The organism is Massilia niastensis DSM 21313 (assembly GCF_000382345.1).
Lineage (GTDB): Bacteria > Pseudomonadota > Gammaproteobacteria > Burkholderiales > Burkholderiaceae_D > Telluria > Telluria niastensis.
Genome location: NZ_KB908101.1, coordinates 16,926 through 33,785 on the forward strand (window position 1 = coordinate 16,926; position 16,860 = coordinate 33,785).

At 67.0% G+C, this 16,860-nt stretch carries 11 protein-coding genes; 1 reads left to right on the forward strand and 10 read right to left on the reverse strand.

What is annotated here, in order from left to right; genetic code table 11:
• Positions 1 to 10: 10 nt before the first annotated feature.
• From H162_RS0116000 to H162_RS0116020, 5 genes are read right to left on the reverse strand one after another with little or no spacing between them, the layout of a single operon-like run.
• Positions 11 to 970, reverse strand: a complete 960-nt coding sequence (locus H162_RS0116000) for a glycoside hydrolase family 43 protein (RefSeq protein ID WP_020654491.1) — start codon at positions 968 to 970, stop codon at positions 11 to 13.
• Positions 971 to 999: 29 nt separating this feature from the next.
• The gene (yjfF, locus tag H162_RS0116005; protein ID WP_020654492.1) at positions 1,000 to 1,986 is read right to left on the reverse strand and encodes a galactofuranose ABC transporter, permease protein YjfF; all 987 of its coding nucleotides are present in this window, start codon (positions 1,984 to 1,986) and stop codon (positions 1,000 to 1,002) included.
• A complete protein-coding gene (locus H162_RS0116010; protein ID WP_020654493.1) occupies positions 1,983 to 3,080 on the reverse strand; it encodes an ABC transporter permease in 1,098 nt (365 codons plus the stop codon). The genes yjfF and H162_RS0116010 overlap by 4 nt, the downstream gene beginning before the upstream one ends.
• Positions 3,077 to 4,600, reverse strand: coding sequence for a sugar ABC transporter ATP-binding protein (locus H162_RS0116015; protein WP_020654494.1), 1,524 nt, complete (start codon positions 4,598 to 4,600; stop codon positions 3,077 to 3,079). The genes H162_RS0116010 and H162_RS0116015 overlap by 4 nt, the downstream gene beginning before the upstream one ends.
• Before the next feature lie 7 nt (positions 4,601 to 4,607).
• Positions 4,608 to 5,570, reverse strand: a complete 963-nt coding sequence (locus H162_RS0116020) for an ABC transporter substrate-binding protein (RefSeq protein ID WP_020654495.1) — start codon at positions 5,568 to 5,570, stop codon at positions 4,608 to 4,610.
• Between the two features lie 277 nt (positions 5,571 to 5,847).
• Between H162_RS0116020 and H162_RS0116025 the strand changes: the two genes are divergently transcribed.
• Complete coding sequence (locus tag H162_RS0116025; protein WP_020654496.1) at positions 5,848 to 6,948, forward strand: alkene reductase; 1,101 nt, start codon at positions 5,848 to 5,850, stop codon at positions 6,946 to 6,948.
• Here the strand turns inward: H162_RS0116025 and H162_RS0116030 are convergent.
• The 5 genes from H162_RS0116030 to H162_RS0116050 form a co-directional block, all read right to left on the reverse strand.
• Complete coding sequence (locus H162_RS0116030; RefSeq protein WP_020654497.1) at positions 6,945 to 9,800, reverse strand: ATP-binding protein; 2,856 nt, start codon at positions 9,798 to 9,800, stop codon at positions 6,945 to 6,947. The two genes, H162_RS0116025 and H162_RS0116030, sit on opposite strands and share 4 nt — an antisense overlap.
• Before the next feature lie 100 nt (positions 9,801 to 9,900).
• Positions 9,901 to 12,246: a glycoside hydrolase family 127 protein gene (locus H162_RS0116035; protein WP_020654498.1), complete on the reverse strand. Its 2,346-nt coding sequence runs from the start codon at positions 12,244 to 12,246 to the stop codon at positions 9,901 to 9,903.
• Positions 12,243 to 13,262, reverse strand: a complete 1,020-nt coding sequence (locus tag H162_RS0116040) for an arabinan endo-1,5-alpha-L-arabinosidase (RefSeq protein WP_020654499.1) — start codon at positions 13,260 to 13,262, stop codon at positions 12,243 to 12,245. The genes H162_RS0116035 and H162_RS0116040 overlap by 4 nt, the downstream gene beginning before the upstream one ends.
• A gap of 1 nt (position 13,263) precedes the next feature.
• Complete coding sequence (locus H162_RS0116045) at positions 13,264 to 14,805, reverse strand: alpha-N-arabinofuranosidase (RefSeq protein WP_020654500.1); 1,542 nt, start codon at positions 14,803 to 14,805, stop codon at positions 13,264 to 13,266.
• A gap of 15 nt (positions 14,806 to 14,820) precedes the next feature.
• Complete coding sequence (locus H162_RS0116050) at positions 14,821 to 16,740, reverse strand: glycoside hydrolase family 97 protein (protein ID WP_020654501.1); 1,920 nt, start codon at positions 16,738 to 16,740, stop codon at positions 14,821 to 14,823.
• Positions 16,741 to 16,860: the final 120 nt, after the last annotated feature.

Below are 16,860 nucleotides of genomic sequence, written 5' to 3' on the forward strand. Positions count from 1 at the left end.
TGACTGGTTATCACTTGCAGCCCGGCGAGGGATTGGCGGCCGGGCCTTCGGCGGTCTGCGCCACCGGCAGCATCCTGCCGTTGGCGTCGTAGCGCAGTTCCTCGACCGCGGCCGAGCGGCGGAATTCGCCGCCGGTCGGCAGCTTGCCGTTGTGGTAGAAGATGTAGGACTTGCCGTTGAAGTCGACGATCGCCTGGTGGATGGTCTTGACGTTGCTGTTCTTCTCCATGATCACGCCGCCGAAGGACCACGGGCCGGTGGCCGTCGGGCCGGTCATGACCACCGTCTCTTCCGGGAAGTGGCGCGAGTACGAGAGGTAGTAGGTGCCCTTGTGCTTGTGCAGGTAGGCCGCCTCGGTGAAGGCTTCCAGGCCGACGGTGTGGATCGGTCCGTCGATCTCGGTCATGCTGGGCTTCAGCTTCGCGTACTTCATGACCGTGTTGCCCCAGTAGAGGTAGGCCTGGCCGTCGTCGTCGACGAACACGGCGGGGTCGATGTCGTCCCACAGGATCGAGGTCTCCTTCGTCATGTCGTTCGAGACCAGGGCCTTGCCGATGGCGTCGACGAAGGGGCCGGTCGGGCTGTCGGAGACCGCCACGCCGATCGCCTTGCCCGGGATGCTCGCGTGGTCGACGGTCGAGTAGAAGTAGTACTTGCCGTTGCGCTTGACGATGTCCGAGGCCCAGGCGTCGCGCCCGGCCCACTTGAAGGTGCTGTAGCGCAGCGGGGAGCCGTGGTCCTTCCAGTTCTTCATGTCGCAGGACGAGTAGACGCGCCACTCGTTCATCACGTAGTCCTTGCCGCCGACCGGGGCGTCGTCCTTGCCGACATACAGGTAGACGCGGCCGTTGTCGACCAGGGCCGCCGGGTCGGCGGTGAAGATGTCCTTGACGATGGGGTTGCCGGCATGGGCGAGCAAGGTTGAACTGAGCGCGCCGAGGGCGGCGGCGAGGATGCATTGCTTGAACATGAAGTCTCCTTGATTTTTTATAGTGTTGTTTAGCCGGCCTTGGTCCGGAACGCCATCACCCTCTGCACCACGCAGAACACGAACAGCAGCGCCCCGATCACGATCTTGGTCCACCACGAGCTGAGCGTCCCGTCGAATGCGATCAGGGTCTGGATGGTGCCCAGCACCAGCACGCCCGACAGCGCCCCGGCCACATAGCCGTAGCCGCCGGTGAGCAGGGTCCCGCCGATCACCACGGCAGCGATGGCGTCCAGCTCCGTCCCCTGCGCATGCAGCCCATATCCCGACAGCATGTAGAACGAGAACAGCACCCCCGCCAGCGCCGCGCAGAAGCCGCTGAACGCATACACGAGGATCTTGGTGCGCCCGACCGCCAGCCCCATCATGGCGGCCGACTGCTCGTTGCCGCCGACCGCATACAGCGCGCGCCCGAAGGCGCTGTAATGCGCCAGCCACACCGCGAACGCCAGCATGGCCAGCGCCACCACGGCTCCCGGCGACAGGAAGCCGCCCAGGAACGGCAGCTGGGTCTGCGACATCGCCACGAACAGCGGATCCTCGATCGTGATCGATTCGATGCTGATCAGGTAGCACAGCCCGCGCGCCAGGAACATGCCCGCCAGGGTCACGATGAAGGGCTGCAGCCGGAAGTAGTGGATCACCGCGCCCATGCCGCCCCCAAAACAGGCGCCGAGCAGCAGCACGGTCGCGATCACCGCCGCCGGCGGCCAGTGCGCCACCTGCAGCAGCCAGGCCGAGATCATGGTGGCCAGCGCCAGCACGGCGCCGACCGACAGGTCGATCCCGCCCGACAGGATCACGAAGCCCATACCGATCGCGATCACCAGCAGGAAGGCGTTATCGATCAGCAGGTTCAGCATCACCTGCAGCGACAGGAAACCCTCGTAGGCCGCTCCGCCGGCCAGGAGCATCGCCGCCAGCAGCAGCACCGTGACCAGGGAGGTGAAGGACGGCGCCCCGGACAGGGTGCGCACGCCACGCAGGACCGCGCTCATGCCGTCCTCCGTTTCCACAGCTGCTTGAATTGGTCCGACTGCGACACGCAGACCAGGAAGACCACAACCGACTTGACGACCATGTTGACCTCGGGCGGCACGCCCAGCGAATAGATGGTGTAGGTGAGCGTCTGGATGATCAGCGCTCCGATGATGCTGCCGACCAGGCTGAACTTGCCCCCCAGGAGCGAGGTGCCGCCCAGGGTGACGGCCAGGATCGCATCGAGTTCCAGCAGCAGGCCGGCGTTGTTGGCGTCGGCGCTCTTCACGTTCGAGCTGATCATCAGTCCGGCCATGCCGGCGCAGGCGGCGGAGAACACGTAGACGAACACGATCAGCGCCGCCGTGCGGATGCCGGCCAGCCGCGCCGCGACCGGGTTGATGCCGACCGCCTGGATGAACAGGCCGAGGGCCGTGTGGCGCAGCAGGAAGGCCGTCACGCCGAACACCGCCGCCACCACGAACAGCGCGAACGGCAACCCGAACAGGTAGCCGCTGCCGAGGAAGAAGAAAGGCTGGTAGTAGACCGTGACGATCTGGCCATCGGTCAGCAGCTGGGCCAGGCCGCGCCCCGCCACCATCAGGATCAGGGTGGCCACGATCGGCTGCAGGCCGAGGCCCGCGACCAGGGCGCCGTTCCACAGGCCGCACAGCAGCGCGGCGCCGATGGCGGCTCCCATCGCCAGCGCCATCGGGGTCTGCGCCACGTATTGCGGCACGCCGTCCTGGATCACCATCGTGCCGCCCACCAGCATGGAAGCGACCGTGCCGGACAGGGCCACGACCGCGCCCACCGAGATGTCGATGCCGCGCGTGGCGATCACCAGGGTCATGCCGATCGCCGCCAGCATCAAGGGAGCGGCGCGGTTGACGATGTCGACCAGGCTGCCGTACAGGTGGCCATCCTTGATCTCGAGCTGGAAGAAGCCCGGGATCAGCAGGAAGTCGACCAGCAGCAGCAGCGCCAGCGCGGCCAGCGGCCGGAACAGCGGGTGCGCCAGCGCGGCTGCGAACAGCGGCCGGCCTGGCGCCGGGGCCGCCGGCGCGGCCGGCGCCTCGGCCGGCGCGATGGGGGTGTGTTCCTTGACGATCATTGCGCGCCCTCCCCTGCGATCACATGGAGCACCGAGCTGTCGTCCAGTTCCCCGCGCCGGTATTCGCCGCAGGCCTTGCGGTCGCGCATGACCACGATGCGGTCGCTGACGCGCAGGACTTCGGGCAGTTCGGACGAGATGAAGAGGATGGACATGCCCTTGCGGCACAGGCGAGTGACGTAATCCATGATTTCCTGTTTGGCGCGCACATCGATGCCGCGCGTCGGTTCGTCGAGGATCATCAGCTTCGGCTCGGTCGCCAGCCAGCGCGCCAGCAGCACCTTCTGCTGGTTGCCGCCCGAGAGCGTGCCGATCGGCGTGTCGATGCTGGCCGTCTTGATCCCCAGCTGTTTCACATAATAGTTGGCCAGCTCCTGCTGGCGGCGCAGCGGGATCGCCCGCATCAGGCCCTGGCGCGCCTGCAGCGCCAGGATCAGGTTCTCGCGCACCGACAGCGACAGGATCGCGCCCTCGTGCTTGCGGTCTTCCGAGCAGAAGCCGATGCCCTCGGCAATCGCGTCACGCGGGGTCGAGAAGTTCAGCGCGCGGCCCTTGATCTCGATCGCGCCGCTGTCGGCCTTGTCGGCGCCGAACAGCAGGCGCGCGGTTTCGGTCCGCCCGGAGCCGAGCAGCCCGGCCAGTCCGAGCAGCTCGCCCTTGCGCACTTCAAGGTCGATGGGAGCGAGCACGCCGCGCCGCGCCATCTGCTTCGTGCGCAGGAAGACCTCGCCCACGGTGGCGTCAAGGGCCGCACAGGCGGCGGCCTGCTCCGGCGCCTCGCTGGAAGCGCCGATCATCTTGTTGACCAGGGCCAGGCGCGACAGCTCGCTGCACGCGTACTCGCCTTCGCGCTCGCCGTTGCGCATCACCGTGATGCGGTCCGAGATCGCGTAGGTCTGGTCGAGGAAGTGGGTGACGAACAGGATCGCCATGCCCTGCTCGCGCAGCGAGCGCAGCACCGAGAACAGCAGCTGCACTTCGGCTTCGTCGAGGCTGGAGGTCGGTTCGTCGAGGATCAGCACGCGCGCCGAGATGTTCAGGGCGCGCGCGATCGCCACCATCTGCTGGATCGCGAGCGGATAGGAAGACAATGGCTTGCCGACGTCGATGTCGATCTGCAGGCGCGCCAGCAGCTCGGCCGCCTGTTTGCGCATGCCACGCCAATCGATCATGCCGTAGCGGCGCGGATAGCGGCCGATGAAGATGTTTTCGGCGACCGACAGGTTCGGGCACAGGTTCACTTCCTGGTACACCGTGCTGATGCCCAGCTCCTGCGCATGCTGCGTGGAGCATGGCGCGATCGCCTCGCCGTCGAGCACGATGCTGCCGTGCTCGGGCTGGTAGACGCCGGTCAGCACCTTGATCAGGGTGGACTTGCCGGCGCCGTTCTGGCCCATCAGCGTGTGCACTTCTCCCGGATACAGGCGCAGGCCCGCATCCGAGAGCGCCTTCACGCCCGGGAACTGCTTGTGGATGCCGGTGACTTCGAGCACCGGCGCCGCTTTGGTCGGGGCGAGCATGGGCGCCTCAGTATTGACGGTTCGGGAATTCCTTGGCCGCGACTTCAGCTGGGAATACCCCTTCGTTCACGGTAATGCGCTTCGGGACGGCCTGGCCGGCCTTCACCGCCTGCGCGGTCTGGATCAGCTGGGGTCCGAGCAGCGGATTGCACTCCACCGTGACGTTCAGCTTACCCATCATCATGGCCTCGAACGCGCCCTTCACGCCGTCGATCGACACGACCAGGATGTCCTTGCCCGGCTTCAGGCCGGCTTCCTCGATCGCCTGGATGGCGCCGATCGCCATGTCGTCGTTGTGCGCGTACAGCACGTTGATGTTTTTGCCCTCCGATTTCAGGAAGGCTTCCATGACTTCCTTGCCCTTGGCGCGGGTGAAGTCGCCGGTCTGGGAGCGGATGATCTTCAGCTTCGGATTGGCGGCGATGGCTTCCAGGAAGCCGGCCTTGCGGTCCAGCGCCGGCGCCGATCCGACGGTGCCCTGCAGCTCGACGATGTTGTAGCCGCGGTTCGGGTTCTTCTTCTGGTGCTCGGCCAGCCAGCGCCCGGCGCGGCGGCCCTCTTCCACGAAGTCGGAGCCGATGAAGCTGACGAACAGCGAAGGATCGCTGACCTTGACGGCGCGGTCGGTCAGGATCACGGGGATCTTCGCGGCCTTCGCTTCGCGCAGCACGGTGTCCCAGCCGCTTTCCACGACCGGAGAGAAAGCGATCACGTCGACGCGCTGGGCGATGAAGGAGCGGATCGCCTTGACCTGGTTTTCCTGGCGCTGCTGGGCGTCAGCGAACTTGAGGTTGACGCCGGCCTTCCTGGCGGCGTCCTTGATGGAGGCGGTATTCGCGGTGCGCCATTCGCTTTCGGCGCCGACCTGCGAGAAGCCGATCGTCAGCGGCTTGGCGGCGAAGGCCGGGCTGGCGGCGACCAGCGTTGCGGCCATGGCCGCGCCCAGGAGGTTCCTGCGGGTGAGTCTCATCACTTGTCTCCGGAATTGTTGTCTCGCAATCCTAAGACAAGGTGAGATACGAATCCAATAATATTTTACAGAACTCCGATGTCAAATTTAGTATCGATCGTCCTGTTTTGACCGTCCAGCTTGCTCGGCCACGCGAGCTTTGGTCAATCTCGAGGACAGGAGGCACTACCTCGATTTACCAGACTTAACTCCCTTCCCCGATCGCCGGCTGCTAAGCTGATTTCAGTGGATCCCCACATCCGGCATCCGGACGAGCTCATTCAAAGGAACTGAAAACATGTCACACAACACCGAATCCAAACTGTTCGCTCCACTGAAGATCGGCGCGATCGACGTCGCCAACCGCGTGGCCATGGCGCCACTGACCCGTTCACGCGCCGACATGGAAGGCGTGCACTCGGAACTCGCGGTCGAGTACTACCGCCAGCGCGCCACGGCGGGGCTGATCATCAGCGAGGCGACCAATATCTCGCGCGAAGGACGCGGCTATGCCTTCACTCCCGGCATCCATACCGATGCGCAAGTCGCCTCCTGGCGCCGCGTCACCGCGGCGGTGCATGCGGCCGGCGGCAGGATCGTCTGCCAGCTCTGGCACGTAGGCCGCATGTCGCATTCCAGCCTGCAAGCCGATGGCGCGGCCCCTGTCGCCCCGTCCGCCATCCAGGCCGGCGAAGTGGTGTTCCTGGAAAGCCAGACCCTGGAGCGCCCCTCGATGCCGCGCGCCCTGGAAACGGCGGAGATCGCCCGTATCGTCGAGGACTACCGCCATGCCGCGCGCTGCGCGCTGGATGCCGGCTTCGACGGCGTCGAGATCCACGCGGCCAACTGCTACCTGCTGGAACAGTTCATCCGCGACAGCACCAACCAGCGCACCGACCAGTACGGCGGTTCGGTCGAGAACCGCACCCGCTTCCCGATCGAGGTGGTCAAGGCCGTGGCCGGGGTCTGGGGCGCCGACCGTGTCGGCGTGCGCCTGTCGCCGATCACGCGCGCCGTCGGCGACACGCCGCTGGACAGCGATCCGGAAGGCACCTACTTCTACCTCGCCGAACAACTCGGACAGCTCGGCCTGGCCTACCTGCACTGCGTCGAAGGCCAGACCCAGGGCGACAATGCCGCCGCCGGCTTCGACTTCAAGCGCCTGCATGCCTCCTTCGGCGGCATGTACATCGCCAACAACAGCTACGACCGCGAGATGGCGATCGCCGCGCTGGAATCGGGACATGCCGACATGGTCGCCTTCGGCCGGCCATTCATTTCCAATCCGGACCTGGTCGATCGCCTGCGCCGTAACGCGCCGCTGGCGGAAGCCGACCGCAACACCTTCTATGGCGGCGGCGCCGCAGGCTATACCGACTACCCGGTGCTGCCCGGCTAAAACGCCTGGTCCAGCAGGCGCCTGGCCTTGCGCAGGTCGGCGCTGGCGAAACCTTCGGTGAAGCTGGCATAGACGTCCGCCAGCAGCCGCCGTCCCTCGCCGGCGGCGCCCTGGCGCATCTTCAGCTGCGCCAGGCTGGTCGCCGCGCGCAGCTCCCAGGACAGCGCGCCCTGCTGCCTGGCGACCGCCAGCGCCTGCCGGTACAGCTGTTCGGCCGCGGCGCCATCGCCCGGCTCCAGCAGCTCGCCCTCGATGCGCAGCAGTTCGGCATGGCACCAGCGCTCCTCGCCGGCCTCGCACAAGGACAGCGCCTGCCTGACGAGCGCCAGGCCGGCATCGCGCCGGCCCTCGGCACCGAAGGCGGCAGCCAGCGTCCCCAGGTGGCTGCCCAGGTGCAGGCGGTATCCCGCCTCCTGCAGCCGGTCGACGGCGCGATGCAGCCGCGGCAGGCCTGACGCATCGCCGCGCAGCGCCTGCAGGCTCGCATCCAGGCAATCCCGCAGGTATTCCCACAAGGCCAGCGCATGGCTCGCCAGACAAGCGGACAGCTCGGCCAGCAAGCCTTCCGCGGCCGGATAGTCGCCGACCTGCACCATGACGGGAAACGCGGCATGGGTGATGGCATTCATCAGCGAGGGCGCATGCCCGGAACGGCGCGCCTCCTCCAGCGCGGCGCGCGCGGTCTGCACGGCCTGGTCCGGATAGCCCTGCAGCCACAACACATTGGCCAGCGTGCCGAGCGCCGCCGAACGCTGGTCGGGCTGGACACGGAGCAGGCGCGAACCGCGCACCGGCGCCACATACTGGTCCAGCATCCGTTCCAGATAACGCCGTGCCGCCGCCTGCTCCCCCGCGTGATGCAGGGCGCTGCCGGCCAGCCGGTCCATGACGGCCGCCGCGCTGCGGTCCCCCTCGTCCCCGGCCAGCGCGCGAAAGCGTCCGGCCAGCGCGAGCACGGCCTGGAACTCGCCCGCATAGCTGCGGCAGACAGCCATTCCCCACAACGCCATCCGCCGGTATTCGTCGTTTCCCTGTTCGTCAGCCAGTTCCAGGGCGCGCGTCCATGCCGCATCCGCCGCGGGTACGGGACCGCTGGCGTAGAGCGTCGCCGCTCCCAGGGCGGCGCGCAGCCGCATCTCGTCGCCGGCAGAGGGATGCGGGACGGACAGCGCGCGCTCGACGCACTGGCGGCATTCGTCGAGCAGCAGCAGCTCCATCCACAGCGGTATCGCCGCAACGCTCAGCGAGATGCCCAGGGCGGGGTCGCCGCGCGGCGAAAACGCCCACGCCAGCGCGCTGCGCACGTCGTACAGGCAGCGGCCATGGCCGGCCAGCCAGTCCATCGGCGGAGTCCGGCCCCATTCTCCGGACGCGCGCTCCAGCAGGTCGCGATGAAATGCGGCGTGGCGCCGCCGCATGGCCTCGGTCTCGCCGCAGCGGTCGAGTTTTTCCCGTGCATAGGCCCTGGTCGTATCGAGCAGGCGGTAATGGACGCAGGGGCGGCTGACATCCGCCAGCAGCAGGGACTTGTCCACCAGGTTCGCCACGCCATCCACGACCGTGGACGCATCGGCCGCCGCGTCCGTCCAAAGGCCGGTGGCGGCATCGAGCGTGAAGGCGCCGGCGAACACCGACAGGCCGCGCAGCAGCGCACGTTCGCTCTCCGGCAAGACCTCATAGCTCCAGTCGAGCGCCGCCTCCAGCGTGCGGTGACGCGCCACGGAGCGGCGGCTGCCGCGCTTGAGCAGCTGGAAGCGGTCGTCCAGGCGCGCCGCCAGCGCGTGTGCGCCCAGGGCATCCATGCGCATGGCCGCCAGTTCGATCGCGAGCGGCATGCCTTCCAGCCGGCGGCAGATCTCCGCCACGGCCGGCGCGTCGGCGTCGGACAGCCGATAGCCGTCCAGGCACTCCGATGCGCGCAGCACGAACAGGTGGACGGCCGGGAATTCCAGCGCCTGGAGCGCCGTCAGCGCAGCATCCGCGGGCGGATACGCCAGGGGCCCGAGGCGATACACATGTTCGCCCGCCGCCCGCAGCGGCTCGCGGCTGGTGGCCAGCACCTGCACGCCAGGCGCGCCGCCGAGGATGCGGCCCGCGAGCAGCGCCACCGTGTCGATCACATGGTCGCAGCTGTCGAGCACCAGCAGCAGCCGCCGCTCCTGCAGGCTGGCGACCAGGGAGGGCACGGCATCGCCGGAATGGATGCTCAGGCCGAGGGCCGAGGCCACGCTGCCCGCCACGAACTGCGCATCGGCCAGCGGGCCCAGGTCCACGAAGCAAATCTCCATGCCGGTTGTGGCGATGAAGGCCTCGGCCAGCGCCAGGGCCACGGTGGATTTGCCGATGCCGCCCGGCCCGACGATGCTGACCAGGCGGCGCTGCTCCATGCTGCCCAGCAGCGCCGCGACCGTCTCGGCGCGCCCGGTCATGCGCGTCAGCGGCGCCGGCAGCCTGTTCATCTGCTCCCAGGCGGCGGAAACGGGCGCCGCCGCCATCTGTGCGGTCTTGCAGGTGACGGGGGCCACGAAGCGGTAGCCACGGCCGGTCACGGTCGCGATGTAGCGGTTCTCCTTTCCGCCTTCGCACAGGGCCCGGCGCAAGGCCGCCACGTGGACCTTGAGATTGCCTTCCTCGACCACGGTGCTGGGCCAGGCGCGCGCGATCAGCTCCCGCTTGCTGACCAGCTCACCGGGGCGTTCGACCAGCTCGGCAAGAATATCGAGCGCCCGGCTGCCCAGGCGTACGGGCGCTTCCCCATGCAGCAAGAGCTGCTGGCCGGGAAGGAAGCGGAAAGGATCGAAGAGATACTCCCGCTCCACCGTGGATGTCAGGTGATCGTTGCTGGTAACCATCCTCTGGGCCTGATGGGTTCTGGCGCACGCAACACCATCATCTCACAGGCACCTGCCTTTGGGGATGCCCTCGCCAGGCCGGCGTGGCATCCTGCCCGCCTTATCGCAGCAAGCGCAGTCCGTAGAGGCCACCGGCGACCGATCCGGGACGGGCCACGAAGCGTACGCTCAACTTGCCCTGCGCGGCCGTCCGCAACGCTTCCGGAATCGGATAATCCACCGTGTAGATCTCGTCCTGCGCATCGCCTGCGAGGGTCACGCTGGCCAGCGGCTGGCCGTTGAGCAGGATATCGAACTGCCGCCCCGCGTCCGCCCTGGCAAAGCTCAGGCGCAGCAGCTTCGCTTCCTGCTTCGGATCGTTCAGCTCATAGCTGAACCACTTGCTCGCATGCCGCCAGTGCCGCCCGTTGTTGATGCCGGCCTCGCTCCCCTCCCCCTTGAAGAAGTGATCCGACTCCGGCTGCTGCTCGCCCGGCGCCACCTGGTCGATGGTAGCAGCGTCGAGCGCCAGCCGGTCGGCTTCGCGCGCCGCGTTGGCGGCCTGCAGCTGCTGCAGTCCCGCGGGCGTCGAATGCTGCCAGTACATCGTGTAGCGCGACTCGTGCAGGCGGAAGAACGGGATGAATTCGGTCTTCGCCCCGGCCGCGCCATGCACCAGTCCCGGCGCCGTGAAGGTCAGCGGCTTGCCCTTGACCGGCTTGAAGCGCCGCACGAAGTCCTTCGAATCGCTCACCAGCATCGGCGCCGACTCCAGCGGGCAGACCGGTCCCTGCGCGATATGTCCCATGCGCGACTCGTCGGCCAGGAAATCCAGCTTGTCGTCGCCGAACAGGCTGGTCTTCGCCGCCAGCACCACCGGGCCGTGCAGCACGGCGTAGTAGTTCGACTTGTCCGGCATCTGCTCCAGCCGGGTCGTCATCGGCAGCCGCAGGTCCACCCGGTCGCCCTTGCGCCAGTCGCGCGCCAGGCTGAGGTAGCCGCCCGGCCGGGCATCCACCTTCACCGCCTTGCCGTTGATCCTGACCTGCATGCGCCCGGCCGCCACCCAGGCCGGATAGCGGATCTTCATCGTGAATTTGCCCGGCTCGTCGACCGTCAGGCGCGTCGTGTCCGCATCCGGGAAGCTGGTCGCCTGCGTGATCTTCACGCCGCGCTCGCGCCAGTTCAGGGTCGAGGGAATGAACAGGTTGACGAACAGCGTGTCGCCTTCGTGCGCGTAGATGAACTCACCGTACTTCGCGTGGCTCTCGATGCCCGAGCCGACGCAGCACCACATGCCCTGGTCCACCTGCGAATACACGCGGTAGTGGTTCGGCCGCATCGGCGTGAAGTAGACGAAGCCGCCGCCGGGACGCTGCGAGGACAGGATGTGGTTGTACAGCGCGCGTTCGTAGTAGTCGCCATAGCTGCCCTTCTGCTCCGACTGGAACAGCATCTGGGTCAGCTTCAGCATGTTGTAGGTATTGCAGGTCTCCGGGCCCTCGACCTCGTTGATCATCGGGCCGAAGTCCTTCTCGTCGTGGAAGTGCTCCTTGACGCTGTTGCCGCCGATCGCCACCGAACGGCGGTCGTGTACCGTCTGCCAGAAGAATTTCGCGGCGTCGCCCAGGTCGTCGCGCCCGGTCAGGTCGGCGATGCGCTTGAAGCCGATCACCTTCGGGATCTGGGTATTGGCGTGCAGGCCGCTCAGCTTGTCCTGTCCGCGCGCCAGCGGTTCCAGGATCGCCTGGTGCGAGAAGCGCAGCGCCAGGTCGAGGTACTTGCGGTCCCCGGTCATCTGGGCCACGTCGGCGAACACCTCGTTCATGCCGCCATGCTCGCTGCGCAGCATGGTCTGCATCTGCTCCGGACTCAGGCGCGAAGTCAGGGCCAGCGCCCAGTCGCACAAGGCGATCAGCATCGCGCGCGCATCCTCGTTGCCGGCGTAGATGTAGGCGTCGCGCAGCCCGGCATAGACCTTGTGCAGGTTGTACCAGGGCACCCACTTGCCGTTGACCGAGAAGTTGTCGGCTTCCAGCTTGCCCGCCGCGATGTCGCGCCAGGCCTGCCGTCCGCCGGGGATGCCGCCGACATAGCCGTCGCCGTTGGCCTGCTGCGCGCGTTTCAGTTCGGCGACGAAGTAGTTCAGCCGGCGCAGCAGTTCGGCGTCGCCGGTCGACGCATGCATCAAGGCCAGCGCCGACAGGTAGTGCCCTCCCATGTGCCCGTCCAGCCCTGTCGATTCCCAGTTGCCGTAGGTGGGCTTGCGCGGCTCCAGTCCCGCCTCGCGCAGGAAAGGGGCCAGCAGCCGGTCCGGCTCCATCGCCATCAGGTAGTTCAGGTCCGTGGCCTGGGCGTCGAGGAAGGGACCGGGCTTGAGCCGCACGTCCGCCAGGGGGAACAAAGCGGCCGCTTGCGCCCAGGCGCTGGCGACCATCAGGCTCAAGGCCGCGATCCGGATCTTCATTTCTTTTCGACGCTCGTGTAGCGGTTCAGGTCCTTCTGGTCGACCAGCGGCCAGCCATCCTTGTCCCACTTCATTTCCAGGACTTTCAGCTTCTGCTGGTACTTGTCGGCGGTCTCGTAGGCGTGCAGCACCATGACATCCTTGCCGTCGAAGGCATAGGCGCTGTTGTGCCCCAGGGCCTTCCAGTCGCCGTCGCCCTGGATCACGAGCGAACCGCCGCCCTTCGCCATGTCGACGCCATTCCGGTCCAGGTAAGGACCGGTGACCTTCTGCGAACGCCCGACCACCACCTTGTAGGTGCTGTCCTTGGCCTTGCAGCACAGGTCCCAGGACGCGAACAGGTAGTACCAGCCGTTCTTGCGGAAGATGAACGGCGCCTCGATCTGGGCCGGGCCGGCCTCCTCGTCCGGCGCGTAGGCCGGACGTTCGCGGCGCGCGATGGTGTGCCATTCCTGCGGTTCGGCCAGCCTGGTGCGGCTGGCGTCCAGCTTCACCAGCTTCAGGCCGCTCCAGAACGAACCGAAGGACATCCAGGGCGTTCCGCCCTCGTCGTCGATCACGTGCGAATCGATGGCGTTCCACAGGTCGCGGCCCGGCACCGACTGCAGCACCATGCCCTGGTCTTCCCAGCGGTAGTTCGGCGAACGCGGGTCGAGCGTGACGTTGGTCGTCACGCCGATGCCCGAGGTGTTCTTGCCGAAGCCCGACACCGAGTAGTACAGGTAGTACTTGCCGTTGTGGTGGTAGATGTCCGGCGCCCAGATATGGTCGTTGAAGGTCGGCGCCGCCTTCTTCGCCCATGCCGGTTCGCCCTGGAAGACCCGGCCTTCCGGCTTCCAGGTCTTCATGTCGCTCGAACTGTAGAAGGTGATGCCGGGACCGGTGCTGAACAGGTAGTACCTGCTGCCTTCCCTGGCCATCACCGGATCGTGGACGCTGACCTGCGCCGCATGGGCGGAACCGCCCAGCAGCGCAGCAACGCACACGGCACGTAGGCATGCGTGTGCGAACTTCATCTTACGCTTCCACGGCGACGACCATCACGGCCTTGGCCGGCACTTTCAGCAGCAGCTTGCCGTTGTCCGCCTTGGCGCTGTACGGCACCGGCTTGATGGCCTGCGGCTTGTCGAAGGTGTTGTGCGCATCCATCGCCTCGGAGGTCAGCACCTGGCCGTTGACGCCGGAGACGTTCTGGCCCGCCAGGTTCAGCACCACGTCGCTGGTCTCGCGCGGATTGGTGTTCACCAGGGCGACATAGACCTTGCCGTCCTTGCCGCGCGCCGCCGAGGCGCTGATGCCAGGCACGCTCTTGCCGTTCGCCGTGTACAGCTTGTCGTTGCTGACGGTGGACGGCAGCGAGGTCGCGTCCTGGAACGGGATGTACATCTTGTACGCGTGGTAGGTCGGCGTCAGCAGCATCTTGTCCTTGTCGGTGATGATCATCGCCTGCAGCACGTTGACCATCTGCGCGATGTTCGTCATGCGCACGCGTTCGGCGTAGGCATGGAAGATGTTGAAGTTCAGCGCCGCCACGACCGCGTCGCGCAGGGTGTTACGCTGGAACAGGAAGCCCGGATTGGTGCCCTCTTCCACGTCGTACCAGGTGCCCCATTCGTCGACGTAGAAACCGAGCTTCTTCTGCGGATCGTTCTTGTCGAGGATGGCGACGTTGTTGCGGATGTGGTCTTCCATGCGCAGGGTGTTGGCCATCGTGGACATCCACTCGGATTCCGGGAAGGCGGTCGCGGCGCCCTTCTTCTCCCAGACGCCGGTCGGCAGCGTGTAGTAGTGGAAGCTGATGCCGTCGGTGCCGCGCGCGGCGTCCTTGCTCAGCACTTCGGTCCACTTGGTGTCGTTGTCGTTGCCGCCGCTGGCGATCATCTTCGGACGCGCGCTCGGCGGCGTCTTCAGGAAGGTCGCGTAGTGGTTGTACAGGCCTGCATAGTATTCCGGCTTCATGTTGCCGCCGCAGCCCCAGGCTTCGTTACCGACGGCGAAGTAGTCCACCTTGAACGGCTTGGCGCGGCCGTTCTTGCGGCGCTGCTCGGCCAGGGTCGACTTGGTGTCGGAGGTCATGTACTCGAGCCACTCGGCCATCTCCTGCGGGGTGCCGGTGCCGAGGTTGCCGTTGACGTAGGTTTCCGCGCCCAGCATCTCGGCCAGGTCGAAGAATTCGTGGGTGCCGACCGCATTGTCCTCGGCCACGCCGCCCCAGTGGGTGTTGACCTTCACCGGACGCTTGTTGCGCGCGCCGATGCCGTCGCGCCAGTGGTATTCGTCGGCGAAGCAGCCGCCCGGCCAGCGCACCAGCGGCACCTTCAGCTCCTTCAGGGCGCCGACCACGTCGTTGCGCCAGCCCTTGGTGTTCGGGATCTTCGACTGCGGGCCAACCCAGATACCTTCATAGATACCGGTGCCGAGGTGTTCGGCGAACTGGCCGTACACGTTCTTGTTGATGACGGCGCCCGGCTTCGAGGCGTCGATGGTGACGCTCACCTGGGCGAAGGCCGGCAAGGCGGCGATGCCGAGTGCAAGGATGGTTGGCTTGAGTAAGTTCATTGCTTGTCTCCTGTTTTACTTGAATACGGCCACGAAGCCGCCGTGCGGTTTGATGCTGATTGTTGTTTTTCCGGCCCGGATCGGGGCCTGGGTGAATGCGCGTTCGCCATCGCCATCGGCGATCAGGGTGCCGGCGCGGCTGCCGGCGAAGGAAAGGTCGAGTTCGACCGTCCGCTCGGCGCCGTCGGCGTTGATGCCGGCGACATACCATGCCTGCCCCGCCCTGCGCGCGACGATGGCGTGGCTGCCGGGATAGCCGTCGATGAAGCGCACGTCGTCCCAGCTGCGCGGCAGCTCCTGCAGGAAACGCTTCACATAGGCCGGCACGGTGGCCATGCCTTCCGGCCGTTCGGCGAAGTGCTGGATACCGGACAGGAACAGCACCGACTCGGCCAGCTCGAAGCCGTTGCGGGTGGCGCGCTTGATGTTCGGGATGTCGCCGAACACCATCGGCGTGAAGTCCATCGGGTCGAACAGGTTGCGGGCGAAGGGCAGCATGGCCGCATGCCGGACGACCGCGTCCTGGTCGACCTGCTCGAAGGTGGTGAATTCGAGTCCGCGGATCGCTTCCGCCGTCATCAGGTTCGGGTAGGTGCGCGACCAGCCGCGCGGCAGGGTCGCGCCGTGGAAGTTCACCAGCAGGCCGGCCCTGGCCGCGTCTTCCAGGATGTCGACGTAGTAGGCGATCATCGACTTGCCGTCGCCGGCGAAGAAGTCGATCTTCACGCCTTTCACGCCCATCCCGCGCAGGCGGGCGAATTCGCGCCGGCGCTGTTCGCGGCTCAGGATGGCGCCCTTGGGACTGTACTCGGTCTTGTTCCAGGCGCCCGACGAGTTGTACCAGACCAGGATGCCGATGTCCTTCTTCGCCGCGTACCGCACCAGCTCGCTCATCTTCTCGTAGCCGATCTTGCGGTCCCAGTCGGCATCGACCAGGGTGTAGTCCCAGCGCATGTCGGCGGCGTAGTCGACGAACTGCTTCTGCACGTCCATCACGGTGGCGTCGTCCTTCAGCAGCGCCCAGCTCCACGAGGCGTGGCCCGGCTTGACCTGCGCCTTGTCGAAGGCGATCGCGGGGGCGGCAAGGTCGGTGCCCAGGGTCGACTCGACCAGGGTGCGCAGCGAACCCAGTGCAATCACGCGCCATGGCGTGGCCAGGGTGCCCTGCGCTTCGGCCAGCAGTGCGCCATCGGTGTACACCTCGGGCGCCGCCGGGGCGCCGATGCGGTAGACGCCGCCCGGCGACTCGGCCTGCAGGCGCGAGGCGTGGAAGCTGCCGTCCATGCCGGCCTCGGTCAGCGCCACCCAGGTGTCGCCGCTGCGGAACAGGGCCGGGAACACCCAGCCGGAAGCCATCGGCGAGGGCGTGCCGACCGCGATCTCGCGCCGGTAGTGCTCCTCGTAGGAGGGATTGGTGTTCATCCAGCCGGTCTGGGCGACCGACATCGGCTGCAGCCAGGCCTTGGCCGACTTGTCGAAGGCGAAGCTGGTCGACTCGGCGACGAACTGCTTGTGCGGCAGCTTCGGATCGCGCACGAGGTAGCGGAAGGCGACGCCGTCGTTCGATGCGCGGAACACCACGTCCATCGCCTGGCCCTGCGCGTTGCGCACGGTGTAGGTCTGTTCATTGGCGCGGTAGGCGATCCGGCGCTTCTTGGCGGTGGCCAGCTCGTAGGCGTCGCGCACCGGCTTGACCGGGGAGCTGGACGACAGCCTCAGTTTGCCGGACAGGTCGGCCCCCTGCAGTTGCAGGCCGAGTTCGGACGGCAGGAGGACGGGTTTGCCGTCGCGGGAGACGGAATAGGTCAGCGTGCCGGAGGGGGAGACGGCGACGGCGACGCTGATGTGGCGGTCGGGGCTGGTCAGCGGGGCTGCATGCGCGTGGGCGCAGGCCATTCCAACGACGAGCAGTGCGGTGCTGCGGTATGCGGTCATGGCGGATTCCGGTTGGCCGTCATGTCCGCCAGTGGCGGGAATGACTCCCCGCCATTGGCGGAAATGACGGTGGTGTGCGAACGGGCGTGACGAACAGGGAAGGCTGCCAGGCGGCAGCGT